Below are 16743 nucleotides of genomic sequence, written 5' to 3'. Positions count from 1 at the left end.
CCCCGCCCCGGCTGACGGGGGTCGGTATGCAGACATCGAACTCCACGCACGGGCTCCCCGTGCGCCTGGACCCGATGGTCGGGCGTCGCGAGGAGGTTTCGCTGATCCGCCGCCTGCTGCAGACCTCCACCCGTCTGGTGACCGTCACAGGAACCGCCGGCGTCGGGAAGAGCCGCGTCGCGATCGCGGCCGCGGAGTCGCTGCGGCGCTCGGTGTCGGGCGTCTGGTACGTGGATGTGCGCGGTCGCGGGCAGGATGTCGCACTGGCGGTCGCGCAGGAGCTGAAGGTCGATCCGGGCGACGACGCCCTCGGCGCCGTGATCGCCGCGATCGGCGACGAGGACGCACTGCTCCTGATCGACGACGCGGACGAGGCCGTGGCCGAGACCTCGGCGGTGATCGACGCCCTCCTCCTGACGTGCCCGGGCGTGCGAGCCATCGTGACCTCCCGCGAGCCGCCCTCCTCCACCGCGCAGGCGCTCGTGGCGATCGGCCCCTTCGCCCACCACGACTTGACCGCCAGCAGCGACGCCGTCCGGCTGTTCGCGGATCGCGCCGCATCGGGCGACGCCCTGTTCTCCGTCGACGGAAGCACGTTGCCGGAGGTCGTCGCGATCTGCGAGGCGACCTACGGCGTCCCGCTGGCGATCGAGCTGGCCGCCGCGCAGCTGCAGTTCATGGATGTGCGAACGCTCGCGAGCCGCATCTCCCACCAGCTGGACACCCTGGAGCCGGCCGCGGCGGAGTCCCGGTCCCTCCGCGCCGCCGTCGAGGACAGCTGGGATCGCTGCACCGAGACGGAGCGGCGCGTCTGGTCGGATCTCGCGGTCCTGGCCCCGGGCTGGGATCTCGATCTCGGAGAGGCCATGGCCGCCCTCAGCGCCGCGACCCCGAGAGATGCGAGCGCCGCGCTCAAGCAGCTCATCCGGCGTTCGGTCGTCCATCGCCGACGCGTCGAGGGGGATGTGCGCTACGAGCTGCTGCCCGCACTGCGGGAGTTCGGGGCCGAGCGGGCGACGCATCCACAGGACGCCCAGGGGCACTTCGTGTCGTGCATGCTGCTCCGGTTGCACGACGCGGAGGACAACTGGTTCAGTGGCCGCCAACGCGAGATCCTGCAGCGGCTGCGCGGCGACATCGCCAACATCCGCCGGGCGGTGTCGACGGCAGCGGCGCTCGGCGACGCCGATCGCGCCGTCGAAGTCGCGGTGACGGCCTGGCGGCAGGCGTGGATGCTGCACGGCAGCGGTGACGAGGTCGCGACCTGGCTCGGCATCGCGTTCGCTTCGGGTCGGCCGTCGCCGTTCTGGGCGGCGCAGGGGCACGCCCTCCGCGCGGCCGTCTTCGGCCAGACGGGGAAGCCGGGCCTTGCCCGCAGCGAGCTGGCCATCGCCCGCGCTGCTCTCGAGGAGGTTGCGAACGGCGACGATGCCGAGGCGGCGCAGGACTGCGCGGTCAGCGTTCGGAGCGCGGCCGAAGTCGTCGACACGGACGACAGGCGCGCGCTGGAGCTGCTGCGCATCCTGATGGACGAACTCGGCGAGGACGCCTACCGGTTCGGCCGCACGAACACGCCGCAACGCCTCGCCGCCCGGCTGCACGCCCTCGGCGAGCGCGCGGAGGGCTCCCGCGCCGACGACGACATCACCGAACGCGCACTCCTGGTCGGCGACCGCTTCGAGCGGTCCTTCGCGCTCACGACGCGGGCCTCGGCGTGCGCCGCCGCCGGTGAGTACGAGACGACCGAGGCGGACGCACGGGAGGCGCTGGTGGTGAAACGCGGACTCGGCAACGGTCTGGGGGTCGCCCAGGCGCTCGAACTGCTCGCCGACGTCGCGCGCGAGCACGCGGATCCTGCGCGAGGCGCGACCCTGCTGGGTGCGGCGGCGGCCCGATGGCGTGACGCCGGAGCGATCCGCGCCAACTATCCGCCGTACTTCTATGATCGGGCGGCCACCGAGCGAGCGCTTCGTCACCGACTCGGCTCCGATTCGTTCGACCGCGCGTTCGCCTACGGGGCGGCGCTGAGCGAGGAGGAGAGTATCGACTTCGCCTTGCACGGGATGGTCGAGGCCCGGACGCGCACCGGCATTCCAGCCTCGTCGCGGACACCGGAGCTGACACCGCGTGAGGCGCAGGTGGCGGCCCTGGTGGCAGACGGCGCCTCCAACAAGGAGATCGCCCGGCAACTCTTCGTGTCGATCCGCACGGTCGAGACGCACGTGCAGAACGCCCTGGTGAAGCTGGGATTGCGCTCCCGCACCGAGCTGGCGCTGTGGCATCGGGAGCAGACGCCTCAGGGATGAGCAGTCGATGAGCTCCGGGCGACCGCTCACCCGGAGGACACGGCGGCAGCGCGCGCCCTCCGGGGCGGACATTCAGGCGGCGAGGGTGAGGTCCTCGCCGGCGACACCGGTGACGGCCGCACGCAGACCGGTGCGGGCTCGGGCGGCGAGCGCGGCGGCGGCGCCGGGCGTCATCCCGAGGATCTCTGCGGCGGCGGACAGCGGCAGGCCGTGCACGCAGGTCAACAGCAGGATGCGCTGCCAGCGCTCGGGGAGGCTGCGGAACGGGTGCTCCAGCTCGCCCAGGTCGACCACCTCGAACTCGTAGACCGGATGGGCGGCCTCGTCGCCGAGGGGCACGACGGTGACCCGGGCGTCGCGCGCACCCCAGGTGGCCGCGACGTTGCGGATCGCCGTACGCAGATAGTGGGCGAAACCCTCCGTCGGCCCGTTGCCGTTGCGCAGGGCGGTGAGCACCTTGGTGAAGGCCTCCTGGACGATGTCCTCCGCGTCGTAGCGCGAAGTCGTGCGGCGGGCGACGTGGTGGGCCCACCCCTCGTACCGGGTCCACAGGTCGGCGAAGACCGCGTGCTCGCCGCGACGGACCCGGTGCAGCAGCTCCAGGTCGGTCGGACGGACGGCGTTCGCTGGCATCCGGTCTCCTCGGTCGTACTCGGTGGACCGGCGGCTCGCCGGTCGAGTGACTCCAGGGTCCGTTGCGGACTGACGTGCGCGGCACCGCAGAACTACCGAGGAACTACCGAGATGCCAGTCCCATCTCGACGCGCGGCACGAAGTCCGGCCACCGCTCGCCGCGGCCGAGCAGAGCCGACAGGGCCGCGACGATCCGGTCCGCTGCGCGTCCGTCTCCGAAGGGGGTTGGTCGCCGCGCCATGGCGACATGACGGAGCGGGTCGGCAAGAAGCGCGGACGCCTCGTCGACGATCGTCTCCACGCGCGTCCCGACAGTGCGCGACGTCCCCGCGAGGACGCCGGTCGGTCGGTCGGTCGTCGCCGCGAGGACCAGGACCGGCACGTCGAGGCTCGGCGCCGCCTCCTCCAGCTCACCGCAATCGGTGAGCACGAGCGTCGCGTCGGCGAGAAGCCGGACGAGACCGGCGAACGGCGGCAGCGGTGTCGACAGGATGTTCGGCGCCCGGCCTGCTGCGGTGGTCAATCCCGCATGCACCGCGAGCTCCGGCCCGGAGCACAGCACGAACACGTGGCCGGGAAATCGCGCCGCCAGCACGCGCACAGCGGAGCCGATCCGCTGCATCGGAGCCCCACGGTTCTCCCGCCGGTGGGCGACGACGAGCACGACGCGCCGGTCTTCCGGTGCCACGGTGGCGGTGTCGGCCGACAGCACCGCGTCGACGAGAGGATCGCCGGTGACGACGATCCGTCCCTCTGGGACGGCGGACGCCAGCAGGACGCGCCGCGCGTGCTCCGTCGGCGCCAGCTGGAGGGTGGCGATCCGCCCGAGCATCCGTCGAACGGGCTCGTTCGGGAGGGCGTCGGTGACATCGCCGTCGCAGCGTCCGGCATCCAGGTGCGCAACCGGGATGCCGCGCTCGGACGCAGCCGTCGCGGCTGCCAGTGCCGCTGCCGAGCCGCCGTGGACGAGCACGACGCGTGGCCGGTGCTGCTCGATGAGGTCCGTAGGATCCGCCGCAGCATCCAGCGTAGGAGAGGACGGATCGGCGACGGGCACCAGGAACCCGGCCCGGCTGAGCGCGTCGACGACCGGACGCATCCGGATCTCGGAGTCCCGGCTGCCGTAGAGGGATAGAGCGACGGGAAGGACGATCGGCACGGCGGCCTCCTCTCGACGAGGGCGACGGATCCGCCCTCACCCATAGAGACGCGGAAAAGAGGCACGACCTGACGGGGTAGCGTGAGATTCATGAGCCTGAGCGTCGAGAAACAGCCGGAGCAGTCCCGTTACGCCCTGCTTCAGGACGGCGAGGTGATCGGCGTCGCCGAGTACGAACTGCGGCACGACGCGATCGTCTTCACGCACACCGAGGTCGACGAGGAGAAGCGCGAGAAGGGGATGGCGTCCACGCTCGTGCAGACGGCGCTCGACGACGTGCGCGACAACACCGACCTGCGCGTCATCGCCTCCTGCCCCTACGTGCGGAGCTGGCTCAGCGAGCACCCCGACTACGCGGAGCTGCAGAAGCGGTAGCGCGGCCGTCCTCGCTGGGGGCACGGCCCTCGGCGCGCTGGCCGTGACCGGCAGGGCCCAGGTCGAGCGTGATCTTGCCGCCCTCCCAGGCACCGTCGCCCTTGTCGCCGGGGAGCGGTGCGGGAGCGGGCAGCAGGGACTGACGGTCCATCTCCTGCTGCGCCTCGTGACGGGCGGGCGCGAAGATCTCGTCGAACGATCCGCCGATCGCGCCGCTCATGGTGCCCGAGCCGCGCTGCGCCTTGTTCGAGAGGTCGATCCAGCCCAGCTTCACGGCGACGACGATCAGGGCGACGAACGCCGCAATGATCCCCACGACCCACCAATTCACGCCCTCCAGGGTACCGGAGGACCTGTGCGCTGCCTGAGGATCGGCTGGCTCCGCGGCCTCACGGGACGCGGTAGAGCCACTCCTCGGTCTCGAACTTCTCGGCGACCAGCTTCTCGGCGGCGGCGTACTCGGCGTCGGTGAGGTCGCCGTCCGTCGCCCCGTAGAGGCTCTTGAAAGTCAGCTTCATCTGCTCGATGATCTCGGCGCGGCTGAGGCCGGTCTGGCTGCGGAGCGGATCGACGCGCTTCGCCGCGCTGGTGATGCCCTTGTCGCTGATCTTCTCGCGGCCGATGCGGAGCACCTCGGTCATCTTCTGGCCGTCCATGTCGTAGCTCATGGTGACGTGGTGCAACACCGCGCCCGAGCCCAGCCGCTTCTGCGCGGCACCGCCGATCTTGCCGGACGGGCTCGTGATGTCGTTCAGCGGCTGGTAGACGGCGTCGATCCCGAGCGACTTGAGGGCGATGATCGCCCACTCGTCCAGGAAGGCGTAGCTGTCGGCGAAGCTCATGCCCTGCACCAGGTCGGCCGGGGCGTAGATCGAGTACGTGACGACCGATCCCGCCTCCATGAACATGGCGCCGCCGCCCGAGATGCGGCGCACGACCTGGATGCCGTACTTCTTCGCGTTCTCCGGGTCGACCTCGTTCTTCACCGACTGGAAGCTGCCGATCACGACCGCGGGCTCGTCCCACTCCCAGATGCGCAGGGTCGGCCCGCGGCGACCCTCGCCCACCTCGTTGGCGAGCACCTCATCCAGGGCGAGGTGCATCTGCGGAGAGACGGCCTTCGCGTGCACGATCTCCCAGTCGTAGTCGCGCCAGCTGGTCGCTTTCGCCAGAGCGCGGCGGACCGTCACCGCGACGGCTTCCGGCGAGAACCCGAGCAGGCTGGCGCCCTCGGGCAGGGCGTCCTTGACGGCCGCCGCGATCGTCTTCGCGTCCGACTCCGCGGGCAGGCCGTTCACGGCCGCGTCGATAGCCTCCAGCGCAGAGTCCGGCTCGAGGAAGAAGTCGCCGGCGAGCTGGAAATCCGCGATCCTGCCGTCCACCACCTCCAGGTCGACGACGACGAGCTTGCCCCCGGGGACCTTGTACTCACCATGCATACCCTTACCCTACGTCCGCCCGAAGGCGGTCGGGCGGGCGGACCAGCCGGCGGTCACGCCGGTGGCGGTGTGCCTCCCGGCGGGTTCCTCGGGTTGCCCCACTCGTCGAGCTCCCGCTCCGGGCTGCGCAGGAACGTCACGCCCAGGCCGATGAGCAGGATGACGAGCAGCACACCGAGGATCACGAGGATCCACGCGAGGTCGGTGTCGTGCCCGCTGAAGTTCGCGGGGTTGTCGATCGGCGTGAACCGAGACAGTCCGCTCAGGATGTGTTCTCCCATGACGCCCTCCCGCCCCCAGTGTCCGCGCACTCCCCTCCGTCGCGCTAGACACTCCCGTACCCCCTCCACTCCCGCCGTCGAGTCCGCAAAAACTGCACGCTGATCGGGCGATCGGTGTGCAGTTTTTGCGGACTCGATGGGGGGCGGAGCCTGGGGCTAGTCGCGGGCGGGGAAGCGCTGGGTGAGCCAGGCGGTGAGGTCGGCGAACACCTCGGCGCGATTGGTCTCGTTGAAGATCTCGTGGCGGGCGCCCTCGTAGACGATCGTGGTGACGTCAGACAGGTGCGAGCGGTTGCGATAGGCCTGCTCCAGCCGTCGGGCGCTGACCGGCCCGCCGAGCGGGTCGTCCGAGCCCACCTGGATGAGGACGGGGAGGTCGTGAGCCAGGTTTCGGGCGGGTCGGCCGAGCAGGCGGGCGGCATCCACCATCCCGAAGAGCTTCTGCAACGGCGTCAGCGTCGTGAGCGGGTCGTCGACGAACGCCTGTGCCACCGCGGGATCGCGACTGAGCCACTCGGCGCCTGTCGTGCCGAGGTGGGCGTGCCGCTTGTTGAGGTCGCCGCCGTTCATCGACCCGAGCGCGCGGTACGCGGTGCCGGACAGCACCATCCCGTCATACTCGTCGCTGTGACGGTTGAGCACGATCTGCCCGATCAGCGATCCCCAGCTGTGGCCGACGTAGACCAGCGGCAGATCGGGGTTCTCGGCCCGGATGAGATCGCTGAAGGCGTGGACGTCGCGGATCGCCGCGCGCAGGCCGCCTGACCCGAGCTTTCCGAGGCGCGTGGCGTCGCCCTCCCACTGCTCCATCCCGGTGCGCCCGTGGCCGAGGTGGTCGTCGGCGTAGACGGCGTACCCCGCGGCGGCCAGATGGGTGGCCAGCTCGCGGTACCGGCCGGCGTGCTCTCCCACGCCGTGGGCCAGCTGGATGGCGGCCGCGGGCGGTGTGCCCTCTGGCGTCGGCGTGTACACATCGAAATAGACGAGGACGCCGTCCTCGTCGTTGAAACTCCGGCCCTGCTCACTGTGCACGGCCCCAGTCTGGCGTACGCCGGCAGCGAAGGGGGTTTAGTTAGCCAGCCTAATTTGTTAGGCTAACTATGTATGAGCGCACGACTGTCGACCCACGATCTGAGCGGCGCACTCCGCATCGCGGTGGCGCGGCTGTCCCGACGTCTGCGCTCTGAGAAAGAGGACCACGAGCTCTCCGACTCCCAGACGGCCGCTCTCGGCTACCTGGTGCGCGAGGGCTCGGCGACGATCGGTGCACTGAGCGATTTCGAGCGCGTCAAGCCGCCCTCGATGAACCGCACCGTCAACCGGCTGGAGCAGGCCGGCTACGTCGCCCGCACCGCCGACGAGGCCGACGGACGCAGGGTCGTCGTCGTCCCGACCGAACGCGGCGTCGAGCTCGTCGCCGAGACGCGCAAGCGCCGGGACGCCTGGCTGCATCAGCGGCTCCGTACGCTCACCGCCGAGCAGCGCACCACCCTCGCCGAGGCCGCCGAGATCATGCGGGAGCTCGCCGACTCGTGAGTTCCATGTTCCGCTCGCTCGCCGGCGTCAACTACCGCATCTGGGCAGCCGGCGCGATCGTGTCGAACGTCGGCACCTGGATGCAGCGGACGGCCCAGGACTGGATCGTCCTGACCCAGCTCACCCACAACAACGCAGCGGCCGTCGGCTTCGTGATGGCGCTGCAGTTCGGCCCGCAGTTGCTTCTACTGCCGGTGACGGGATGGGCGGCCGACCACCTCGACCGCCGCAAGCTCCTGATGGCGACGCAGGGCGCGATGGGGCTGCTCGGACTCGGCCTCGGAATCCTCACCGTGACCGGTGTCGTCCAGCTGTGGCACGTCTATCTCTTCGCACTCCTGCTCGGAGTCGTCGCCGCCTTCGACGCGCCTGCCCGCCAGACGTTCGTGTCCGACCTGGTCGCCGGCCCGAACCTGTCGAACGCGGTGGCACTGAACTCCGCCTCGTTCAACGCCGCGCGCCTTCTCGGCCCCGCGGTGGCGGGCCTCCTCACGGCGGCCGTCGGCGCCGGCTGGGTCTTCCTGATCAACGCCGCAACCTTCGGAGCGGTGCTGTTCTCGCTCGCAATGCTCCGGCGCGAGCAGCTCTACCGCACGGAGCGCGCGAAGCGCTCGCGGGGCAGCCTGGTCGACGGGTTCCGGTATGTGCGGCGCCGCCCGGACATCCTCGTCATCCTGATCATGGTGTTCCTGATCGGCACGTTCGGTCTGAACTTCCCGATCTTCATCTCGACCATGTCGGTGAGCGTCTTCCACCAGGGCGCCGGGGAGTACGGCATCCTCTCGTCGATTATGGCCGTGGGATCGGTGGTCGGCGCCCTGCTCTCCGCCCGGCGCGACCGGCCGCGCGTCTCCCTGCTGTTCGCCGGCGCAGCGTTGTTCGGCCTCGGCTGCGCGCTGGCCGCCGTGATGCCGACGTACTGGCTGTTCGCCGCAGCCCTCATCGTGATCGGCGTCTCATCTCAGACGCTCATGACGACGGCGAACGGCACGGTGCAGATGACGACGGATCCGGTGCTCCGCGGTCGCGTCATGGCGATCTACATGGCGATCTTCATGGGAGGCACCCCGGTCGGCGCGCCGATCGTCGGCTGGGTGGCCGACACCTTCGGCCCGCGCTGGGCGATGGGCGTCGGCGCCGCCAGCGGCTTCGCGGCCGCGCTGGTCGGCGTGATCTACCTCGTGAAGTACCGCGGGCTGCGCGTCCGGTTCGCCGGTCTCCGCCCGCGGGTCGTGCTCGCGCCGCGGGAAGTGGTCCGCGAGGAGCTCGAGGAGACCGAGGCGACGGCCACCCGCACCTCCTGATCGGGATGCGATACCGTGCGGGCATGTTCCCTGTGGTCGAGCCGTACGCGCACGGATGGGTGGAGAACCCCGACGGAGACAGCCTCTACTGGGAGACCAGCGGCAACCCGGACGGTATCCCCGTCCTCTGGCTGCACGGCGGGCCCGGCAGCGGCCTCGGGCCGGGCAACTACCGCAAGCGCTACGACCCCGAGAGGTTCCGCCTCGTCGGCATCGACCAGCGGGGATGCGGCCGCAGCACCCCATCCGTCGTGGATGCGCTCGACCGACTGCCCGCGAACACCACCGATGGACTCATCGCCGACATCGAGCTGGTCCGCGCCGAACTCGGGATCGACCGCTGGATCGTGACCGGCGGATCGTGGGGGTCGACGCTCTCGCTCGCCTACGCTCTGGCGCATCCCGAGCGGGTGACCGGCATCGTGCTCGGCGCGGTGACGACCACCGGTCGCGCCGAGGTCGACTGGATCACGGAGACGATGGGTCGTATCTTCCCGGAGGCGTGGGAGGCGCTCGAGCGGTCATCGCACCGCCGCCCCGGCGAGCGCGTGATCGACGCGTACGCACGCGTGCTCGCGACGGGCACCCGGGAGGAGCGGATTGCCGCGGCCGACGCCTGGGACGCGTGGGAGTCGACCCACGTCTCCCTCGACCCGAACTTCGTTCCGGGCCCCATGCACACCGATCCGACGCAGCGGCTCGTATTCGCAACACTGGTGACGCACTACTGGGCCAACGACGCGTTCCTCCCCGGCGAGCGCGCCATCCTGAATCGCGTCGACGAGCTGGCGCACATCCCGGCGGTGCTCATCCACGGCCGTCACGACGTCAGCGGTCCGGTCATCACCCCCTGGCTGCTGCACAAGCAGTGGCCCGCGAGCCGGCTGATCGTCGTCGAAGGAGAGGGGCACGGCGGACCGCTGTTGTCGGAGCTGATGGCGGAGGCGATCAGTGGATTCGCGCGCTGACCCCAGCAGAATGGGACGCGTGACCACCGAATCCCCCGCTTCGCCCGTCTCCGACGTCTCGGCCCTCGCCCGACGCGCACTCGCGCTCGCACCGACGGGCGGCCGGGCGATCATCGGTGTCGCGGGCAGCCCCGGATCGGGCAAGACAACGCTCGCCCGGCACGTCGCCGACCGGGTGAACGACCTGGCCGGGGGCGGCACCGCGGTCCACCTCCCGATGGACGGCTTCCATCTCGCCAACGCGACCCTCGACGCGCTGGGACGTCACGACCGCAAAGGTGCGATCGACACCTTCGACGGGTGGGGATTCGCGGCCCTGCTGCAGCGCGTGCTGACCGAGACCGGCAACCCGGTCTACGCGCCGGCGTTCGAGCGAACGGTGGACGAACCGGTCGCCGGCTCCATCGCCGTGCCTCCGGCCACGCGGATCGTCGTGGTCGAGGGCAACTACCTCCTCATCGACGCCGACCCGTGGTCGCGCATCCCCGCACTCCTCGCCGAGTCGTGGTTCGTGGAGACGCCGGAGGACGAACGGATGCGCCGGCTGGTCGACCGGCACACCCGCCACGGCCGGTCGGCCGAGGCGGCGGCGGCGTGGGCGCGCGACGTCGACGGCGCGAACGCCGTGCTCATCGAGGCGTCCAAGACCCGCGCCACGCTGCTGGTGGACGGCACCACCGGACTCTCAGGCGACGGCGCTTAACCTGGAGCAATGACCTCTCCGACCGCGTCCTTCGACCGTGTGACCGTCTTCGGCGCCGACTGGTGCCGCGACTGCATCCGCTCCAAGTCCCTCCTCGACCGACTCGGCGCCGACTACGAGTACATCGACCTCGTCGCGCGCCCCGAGGAGGCCGACCGCGCGCAGCAGATCAGCGGACGCACCAACATCCCGGTCATCGTCTTCCCGGACGGCCGCCACCTGGTGGAGCCGACCGACCCCGAGCTCGAGGCCGCCCTCCGCGCCTGACCCGGCTATGCGATGCGGGCGCATCCCGCCGCCGGTGGGATGCTGAACCCATGGTCGATCCCGATGTCGCGCTGCTGCGTGCCGGGGCCTGCGCGCGTGCCCTGGCGCGCCCACGCGTGCCCTTCGACGGCGTCGTCGCCGACGAACGCGTCGGCGACGTGACCGCGCGCCGGTATACGCCGACGACAGCGACGCGCCTGGATGCCGCGGTGGTGTTCCTGCACGGCGGCTACGGCATCCTCGGCGACCTGGAGCTGCAGGACGGATACTGCCGTCGGATCGCGGGCATCCTGGGTGTCCCGGTGCTCTCGGTCGACTACCGGCTGGCGCCAGAGACTCGTCTCGCCGACTCCGCCGACGATGCGGTCGCCGCTGCGGACACGCTTGGTCGCGAGGGAAAGGGCCATGTCGTGCTGTGGGGCGACTCCGCCGGGGGTGCGGTCGCGCTCGCGGCCGCACGCTTCACCGATGCGGACGGCCTGGTCCTCACCAACCCGAACGTCGACCTCAGCCTCGCGCGCTACGACGACGCCGCGCCGGGTGGGCCCGGTCGCGAACTCTCCGAGTGGGCGTTCCTGCACTGGACGGGCGTCGACCGCCTCGAAGACGCCCCGGACCTCGCCGCCGATGCGGCAGGGCTACCGCCGGTGTTCATCGCCGTCGGCTCGGAGGACTCGCTGCTCCCGGATGCGCAGCACCTGGAGGCACGATGCGAGGCGGCAGGCGTCCCGGCGCTGCTCCGCGTGGTGCCCGGGGCATCGCACGGCTTCATGGGCGGGCCGGACACCGAGACCATCGATGCGGTGATCCGCGAGGCTGGGCAGCGCATGGTCGACGCAGACGCGTGATGCCCCGCTGGGCCTGACGCGATTCATCACCACGACCGCGCAATCCCATCCACACCTCCTGTTGGACATCTGACTCGGCGGGGCGTTGAGTGGCGGATATGGAGTACACACACCTGGGCCGGTCCGGCCTGAAGGTCTCGCGCCTCGTCCTCGGCACGATGAACTTCGGTCCGCAGACCAGCGAAGAGGATTCCCATCAGATCATGGATGCCGCCCACGATGCCGGCATCAACTACTTCGACACCGCCAACGTCTACGGCCAGCACAAGGGACGCGGCGCCACTGAGACGATCATCGGCAACTGGTTCGCGCAGGGCGGCGGCCGCCGCGAGCGCACCGTCATCGCGACCAAGCTGTACGGCGACATGGGCGACTGGCCGAACGAGAACCGGCTGTCGGCGCTGAACATCCGCCGCGCCCTCGATGCCAGCCTGAAGCGCCTGCAGACCGACTACATCGACATCTACCAGTTCCACCACGTCGACCGGGACACCCCGTGGGACGAGATCTGGCAGGGCATCGAGACCGCGATCGCGCAGGGCAAGATCCTGTACGCCGGATCGAGCAACTTCGCCGGCTGGCACATCGCCACGGCACAGGCCGAGGCTCGCAAGCGCAACCTGCTCGGGCTCGTGAGCGAGCAGTCGATCTACAACCTCCTCACCCGCCAGGTCGAACTGGAGGTGCTGCCCGCCGCGCAGGCGAACGGCGTCGGCGTCATCGCCTGGTCGCCGCTTCACGGTGGCCTCCTGGGCGGTGTCATCCGCAAGCAGAACGAGGGCAAGCGCCGGCTCGAGGGCCGCGCCGCCGAGACGCTCGAGAAGCACCGCGACGCGATCGAGGCCTATGAGGACTTCGCCGCCGAACTCGGCCACGAGCCGGGCGACCTCGCCCTGGCCTGGCTGCTGACGCGCCCCGGCGTGACCGGCCCGATCATCGGCCCGCGCACGCACGAACAGCTCGACGGCGGCCTGCGCGCCCTCGACATCCACCTCGACGAGGCGGCGCTCGCGCGGCTCGACGAGATCTTCCCGGGCCACAAGACGGCCCCCGAGGACTACGCCTGGTGACCCCGGGCCACACCGACACGAAGGAGAACGAGTGAAGACACGTACCATCGGCGACGTCCAGGTCTCAGCCATCGGCCTGGGCGGCATGCCCATGTCGATCGAAGGACGCCCCGACCGCGAGCGTTCGATCAAGACCATCCACGCGGCGCTCGACGAGGGCATCACCTTCATCGACACGGCCGACGCGTACCACCTGCACGCGGACGAGGTCGGCCACAACGAGGAGCTCATCGCCGAGGCGCTGCGCACGTGGACCGGCGGCGACGCGTCGGCCGTGCTGGTCGCCACCAAGGGCGGTCACCTGCGCCCGGGCGACGGATCCTGGACGCAGAACGGGCACCCGGACTACATCAAGCAGGCCGCGAAGGAGTCCCTCCGCCGACTCGGCGGCGACGCCATCGGGCTCTACCAGTTCCACCGGCCCGACCCCGAGGTCCCGTACGCGGACTCGGTGGGCGCGATCCGCGACCTGCTGGACGACGGTGTGATCCGGATGGCGGGCATCTCGAACGCGAACCCCGACCAGATCCGGGAGGCGCAGGAGATCCTGGGCGGCCGTCTGGTGTCGGTGCAGAACCAGTTCTCGCCTGCGTTCCGATCGAGCGAGCCGGAACTCCGCCTCGCTGACGAGCTCGGGATCGCCTTCCTCCCGTGGAGCCCGCTCGGCGGCATCACCTCGGCCGGCGACCTCGGCAGCCGGTTCGAGCCGTTCAAGGACGTGGCGGACGCCCGCGGCATCAGCCCGCAGGTGGTCGCGCTCGCGTGGCACCTGGCGCAGAGCCCGCACGTCATCCCCATCCCGGGCTCGTCGCGTCCCGAGACGATCCGCGACTCCGTCACAGCCGTCGACGTCGAGCTGACGCCCGAGGAGCTCTCCCGCCTCAACGCCGCCTGACCCGCGGCATCCACGCCCTCGGCTCCCCCGCCATCGGCTCCTGAGTTTTTCGCCCCCGAACGCCGTTTCTGGCGGAAAAACTCAGGAGCCGGCGGCCGCGGTGGCGGGAGCCGGGGTCAGGGCGACCGGGTCGAGCTGCGTGAGGAACGCGGAGGCTGCGGGGCTCGGCTGCTCGGCGACCGCCACGGCGACGGTCCAGACCGGAGCGTCCTGAAGGCGGACCGCCCGCAGGGCGTCAGGACGCTTGCGGGCGAAGCTCTCCGGAACCACCGCGACGCCGAGGTTGTACCCGACGAGGTCGAGCAGAGGATGCACGTCGTTGACCTCCATCGCCGCCCGATAGTCGAACCCGGAGGCGGCGAACGCCCGCCGGCTCAGCGCCTGCGCGCCCCAGCCCTCCTGGAAGCCGACCAGAGGTTCCCCGCGCAGCGCGTCGAGCGGGATGCTCTGCTCCGCGGCAAAGGGGTGGTCCGGGTGGCAGAGCACCAGCATCTGCTGCGTGCTCAGCGGCCGCAGGTGCACGCCTGCCGGCGTGTGGCCCGTGTCGACGACCAGCGCGACGTCGGCGCGGCCGCCGGCCACGTCATCCACCAGCTCCTCGGATCCCGAGTAGCGCAGGCGCACCTCGACGCCGGGATTCGCGGTCCGGAACGCCGCGAGCTCGGCGGGAAGGTCGACCGAGCCGAGACACGGCTCCGCGCCGATGGTCAGGCGTCCGCGCAGGAGCCCCCGCACGGCGGCGACCGCATCGCGCGCCGCGGCGGCACTCGCGAGGGTGCGCACGGAGTCGGCCAGGAGCGCCTGACCGGCAGCGGTCAGCTCCACTCGCCGGGTGCTGCGGATGAACAGTGAGGTGCCCAGTTCCTGCTCGAGAGAGCGGATCGACGCGGACAACCCCGACTGCGATATGCGCAGCAGCTCTGCCGCGCGAGTGAAGTGGCGTTCCTCGGCCACGGTGACGAAGTGCTCCAGCTGCCGCAATTCCATTGTGCGATCGTACTGCTGAATCGTGGGCCGCTGATACGCGACGTCGATACCGGTCCGGGATGCGTCAGGCGACCGAGGCGTCCGCGGTCACGTCTTCGCCGGGCGCGGCGTCGAAGCGGAAGGTCCGGCGGAAACGGTCCACGAGGCCGCGGTCGCCGGTCTCGACATCGAGCGGTGGAGTGTCCCCGCTGAGGAGTTCACTCAAGCGCTCGCGCTCGACGCGGAACTCCAGCACGTCCGCCGGCGGCGGGATCGCGACCCGGCGCTGCGGCTGCGGGAGCGCGTCGGGGCCGACGTCCATCACGTCGAGGGTGCCTGCGTCTACGACGGCGCTCACGGACGTCTCCCCCGTGTGGATGACGTACTCGGTCGGCGGGAACCCGGCCGCGACCTCGCCGCGGAACGCCGCCCGCAACGTCACGGCCAGCGCATCGGCGGTCAGCACCTCACCCTCCGCCGGTTCGCCGGGTGCGGCCCAGCCCCAGCGTTCGAGCGCGAGGATGACCGGCTCGAGCTGGCGGCCGAGCGGTGTCAGCTCGTACCCGCCGCGAACGGTCGGGACGCGGCGGATGATGCCCGCCTGCTGCAGTTCTTTGAGCCGATCGCTGAGGATGTTGGTCGGGATCCGCGGCAGGCCGGCCTTGAGGTCGCTGTAGCGGCGCGCGCCGGCGAGCAGGTCGCGGACGATGAGCAGCGCCCACCGTTCGCCGACCCGCTCCACCGTGCGCGCCACTCCTCCGGCCTGGCCGAAGCCGCGGGGCGCCCGTGCCGCCATCCGGGATGCCGTGTCAGGCCTGCGCCGGAGCTTCGGCGCCGTGCTCGGCCATGTACGCCTCCCGGCCCTTCTCGACGGCCTCGGGTGCCATGTAGAGGTAGGACAGGTTGTTGCCGTCCGGGTCCTCCAGGTCGCGCGAGTACATGAACCCGTAGTCCTGTGCCGGCCGCGGCTCCGTGCCGCCCGCCTCGAGACCGCGCGCGACGATCGCGTCGACGTCCTCGCGGGAGTCCTGGCTGAGGGCGATGGTCGCACCGGTCTGGGTGGCCGGGTCGATGATCTGCTTGTCGGTGAAGGTGGCGAGGAACTCGCGCGTCTGCACCATGAAGTAGATGGTGTCGCTGAGGACGACGCAGGCCGCGTTGTCGTCGGTGAACATGGGGTTGATCGTGTACCCGAGAGCCTCGTAGAAGGTCTTCGCGCGCTCGAGGTCGTTCGTCGGGAAGTTGACGAAGATGTTCGTGGTCATGGTGTCCTCCGGTCGTCGGTGTGGCACTAGCTTGCTCTTTGCAAGTTCACTTGTCAAGAACAAGTAAACGTCTCGAGCGCAGCTTGTCGATGCCCTCCCGTATCTCGTGCACCAGGGTGATCGATCCGTCCGCCTCCGCTGCCTCTAGAGCGTCTGCCTGGGCGCTGTCGGCTCCCGTGAACCACGAGGCGATCGTCACCCCGTGGCCGGGGCGGGACAGCACCTCGACGCGGTCGCCCGCCCCGACGCTGCCCGACTTCACGACGGAGAGGTACGCCCCGGGGCGGCCTCTCTCCGTGAAGCGCTTGACCCACTGCGGCTCTCGCATGCGCCGCTGGAACACAGCGCAGGGCTCCCGCGGGCAGGTGACTCCGACCACGAGTTCGTCGCCGATCCGCCAGCGCTCCCCGATCTCGGCTGCGTTCACGTCGATCCCCACCGTGCGGAGGTTCTCGCCGAACAGGCCGGGCGGGATGTCGCGGCCGAGCTCCGAGGCCCACTCCTGTGCATCCTCGTCGGCGTAGGCGTACAGCGCCTTCGACGCTCCACCGTGGTGCTTCCGGTCGGCCTGGACGTCGCCGTGCAGCCCGAGCGGTCTTACCCGCAGCCGCCTGTCCACCGGTCGCTTGTCGATGGCCGTGACACCGATCGTCCCGCTGTCGTGAAGGAGCTGTTCGACGCGGCACACCGCGAGAATCTCTGCCATCGACCCAGTATTCCAGCAGCCG

At 70.7% G+C, this 16743-nt stretch carries 20 protein-coding genes; 10 read left to right on the top strand and 10 right to left on the bottom strand.

The window, feature by feature from the left end; genetic code table 11:
* The first annotated feature begins 26 nt into the window (after positions 1 to 26).
* A complete protein-coding gene (locus ABIC47_RS11050; RefSeq protein ID WP_354480362.1) occupies positions 27 to 2306 on the top strand; it encodes an ATP-binding protein in 2280 nt (759 codons plus the stop codon).
* 72 nt (positions 2307 to 2378) lie between these two features.
* On the opposite strand, the gene ABIC47_RS11045 is transcribed toward ABIC47_RS11050, so the two are convergent.
* Together ABIC47_RS11045 and ABIC47_RS11040 are read right to left on the bottom strand one after the other, a co-directional pair.
* A complete protein-coding gene (locus ABIC47_RS11045; RefSeq protein ID WP_354480360.1) occupies positions 2379 to 2939 on the bottom strand; it encodes an RNA polymerase sigma factor in 561 nt (186 codons plus the stop codon).
* A gap of 103 nt (positions 2940 to 3042) precedes the next feature.
* The gene (locus tag ABIC47_RS11040; RefSeq protein WP_354480357.1) at positions 3043 to 4098 is read right to left on the bottom strand and encodes a UDP-N-acetylglucosamine 2-epimerase; all 1056 of its coding nucleotides are present in this window, start codon (positions 4096 to 4098) and stop codon (positions 3043 to 3045) included.
* 90 nt (positions 4099 to 4188) lie between these two features.
* On the opposite strand from ABIC47_RS11040, the gene ABIC47_RS11035 reads away from it, so the two are divergent.
* Positions 4189 to 4473: a GNAT family N-acetyltransferase gene (locus ABIC47_RS11035; RefSeq protein WP_018189237.1), complete on the top strand. Its 285-nt coding sequence runs from the start codon at positions 4189 to 4191 to the stop codon at positions 4471 to 4473.
* On the opposite strand, the gene ABIC47_RS11030 is transcribed toward ABIC47_RS11035, so the two are convergent.
* From ABIC47_RS11030 to ABIC47_RS11015, 4 genes are all read right to left on the bottom strand, one after another.
* The gene (locus tag ABIC47_RS11030) at positions 4433 to 4804 is read right to left on the bottom strand and encodes a hypothetical protein (RefSeq protein WP_231918973.1); all 372 of its coding nucleotides are present in this window, start codon (positions 4802 to 4804) and stop codon (positions 4433 to 4435) included. The two genes, ABIC47_RS11035 and ABIC47_RS11030, sit on opposite strands and share 41 nt — an antisense overlap.
* Positions 4805 to 4862: 58 nt before the next feature.
* On the bottom strand, positions 4863 to 5912 hold the full coding sequence (gene lplAB, locus ABIC47_RS11025) for a lipoate-protein ligase LplAB (protein WP_020076029.1): 1050 nt from the start codon (positions 5910 to 5912) through the stop codon (positions 4863 to 4865).
* A gap of 53 nt (positions 5913 to 5965) precedes the next feature.
* On the bottom strand, positions 5966 to 6193 hold the full coding sequence (locus ABIC47_RS11020) for a hypothetical protein (protein ID WP_018189234.1): 228 nt from the start codon (positions 6191 to 6193) through the stop codon (positions 5966 to 5968).
* A gap of 156 nt (positions 6194 to 6349) precedes the next feature.
* Positions 6350 to 7225, bottom strand: a complete 876-nt coding sequence (locus ABIC47_RS11015; protein WP_354480352.1) for an alpha/beta fold hydrolase — start codon at positions 7223 to 7225, stop codon at positions 6350 to 6352.
* Positions 7226 to 7297: 72 nt separating this feature from the next.
* Between ABIC47_RS11015 and ABIC47_RS11010 the strand changes: the two genes are divergently transcribed.
* The 8 genes from ABIC47_RS11010 to ABIC47_RS10975 all read left to right on the top strand — a co-directional run bounded on the left by ABIC47_RS11010 (position 7298) and on the right by ABIC47_RS10975 (position 13784).
* Positions 7298 to 7729, top strand: a complete 432-nt coding sequence (locus ABIC47_RS11010; protein ID WP_018189232.1) for a MarR family winged helix-turn-helix transcriptional regulator — start codon at positions 7298 to 7300, stop codon at positions 7727 to 7729.
* A gap of 5 nt (positions 7730 to 7734) precedes the next feature.
* Positions 7735 to 9033, top strand: a complete 1299-nt coding sequence (locus ABIC47_RS11005) for an MFS transporter (protein WP_354480870.1) — start codon at positions 7735 to 7737, stop codon at positions 9031 to 9033.
* 5 nt (positions 9034 to 9038) lie between these two features.
* On the top strand, positions 9039 to 10001 hold the full coding sequence (gene pip / locus ABIC47_RS11000) for a prolyl aminopeptidase (protein WP_502910239.1): 963 nt from the start codon (positions 9039 to 9041) through the stop codon (positions 9999 to 10001).
* A 10-nt stretch (positions 10002 to 10011) separates the two neighbouring features.
* Complete coding sequence (locus ABIC47_RS10995; protein WP_354480347.1) at positions 10012 to 10704, top strand: nucleoside/nucleotide kinase family protein; 693 nt, start codon at positions 10012 to 10014, stop codon at positions 10702 to 10704.
* A 9-nt stretch (positions 10705 to 10713) separates the two neighbouring features.
* Entirely contained in the window at positions 10714 to 10971 is a 258-nt protein-coding gene (locus ABIC47_RS10990; protein ID WP_018189228.1) for a glutaredoxin family protein, read from the top strand.
* A 50-nt stretch (positions 10972 to 11021) separates the two neighbouring features.
* Positions 11022 to 11819: an alpha/beta hydrolase gene (locus ABIC47_RS10985; RefSeq protein WP_354480344.1), complete on the top strand. Its 798-nt coding sequence runs from the start codon at positions 11022 to 11024 to the stop codon at positions 11817 to 11819.
* Positions 11820 to 11917: 98 nt separating this feature from the next.
* Positions 11918 to 12889 (top strand): aldo/keto reductase, encoded by a 972-nt coding sequence (locus ABIC47_RS10980; protein WP_354480342.1) that lies wholly within the window; start codon positions 11918 to 11920, stop codon positions 12887 to 12889.
* Positions 12890 to 12920: 31 nt separating this feature from the next.
* Entirely contained in the window at positions 12921 to 13784 is an 864-nt protein-coding gene (locus tag ABIC47_RS10975; protein ID WP_354480339.1) for an aldo/keto reductase, read from the top strand.
* 81 nt (positions 13785 to 13865) lie between these two features.
* Here the strand turns inward: ABIC47_RS10975 and ABIC47_RS10970 are convergent, their stop codons facing one another.
* From ABIC47_RS10970 to ABIC47_RS10955, 4 genes are all read right to left on the bottom strand, one after another.
* Entirely contained in the window at positions 13866 to 14771 is a 906-nt protein-coding gene (locus ABIC47_RS10970) for a LysR family transcriptional regulator (RefSeq protein ID WP_089879759.1), read from the bottom strand.
* A gap of 64 nt (positions 14772 to 14835) precedes the next feature.
* Positions 14836 to 15546, bottom strand: a complete 711-nt coding sequence (locus tag ABIC47_RS10965; RefSeq protein ID WP_354480337.1) for a winged helix-turn-helix transcriptional regulator — start codon at positions 15544 to 15546, stop codon at positions 14836 to 14838.
* A gap of 13 nt (positions 15547 to 15559) precedes the next feature.
* The gene (locus ABIC47_RS10960) at positions 15560 to 16015 is read right to left on the bottom strand and encodes a VOC family protein (RefSeq protein WP_354480334.1); all 456 of its coding nucleotides are present in this window, start codon (positions 16013 to 16015) and stop codon (positions 15560 to 15562) included.
* 46 nt (positions 16016 to 16061) lie between these two features.
* On the bottom strand, positions 16062 to 16721 hold the full coding sequence (locus ABIC47_RS10955; RefSeq protein ID WP_354480331.1) for an MOSC domain-containing protein: 660 nt from the start codon (positions 16719 to 16721) through the stop codon (positions 16062 to 16064).
* Positions 16722 to 16743 lie beyond the last annotated feature (22 nt).

Source organism: Leifsonia sp. 563 (assembly GCF_040545055.1).
Taxonomy (GTDB): domain Bacteria; phylum Actinomycetota; class Actinomycetes; order Actinomycetales; family Microbacteriaceae; genus Leifsonia.
This window is presented reverse-complemented; position numbering and strand designations above follow the sequence as displayed.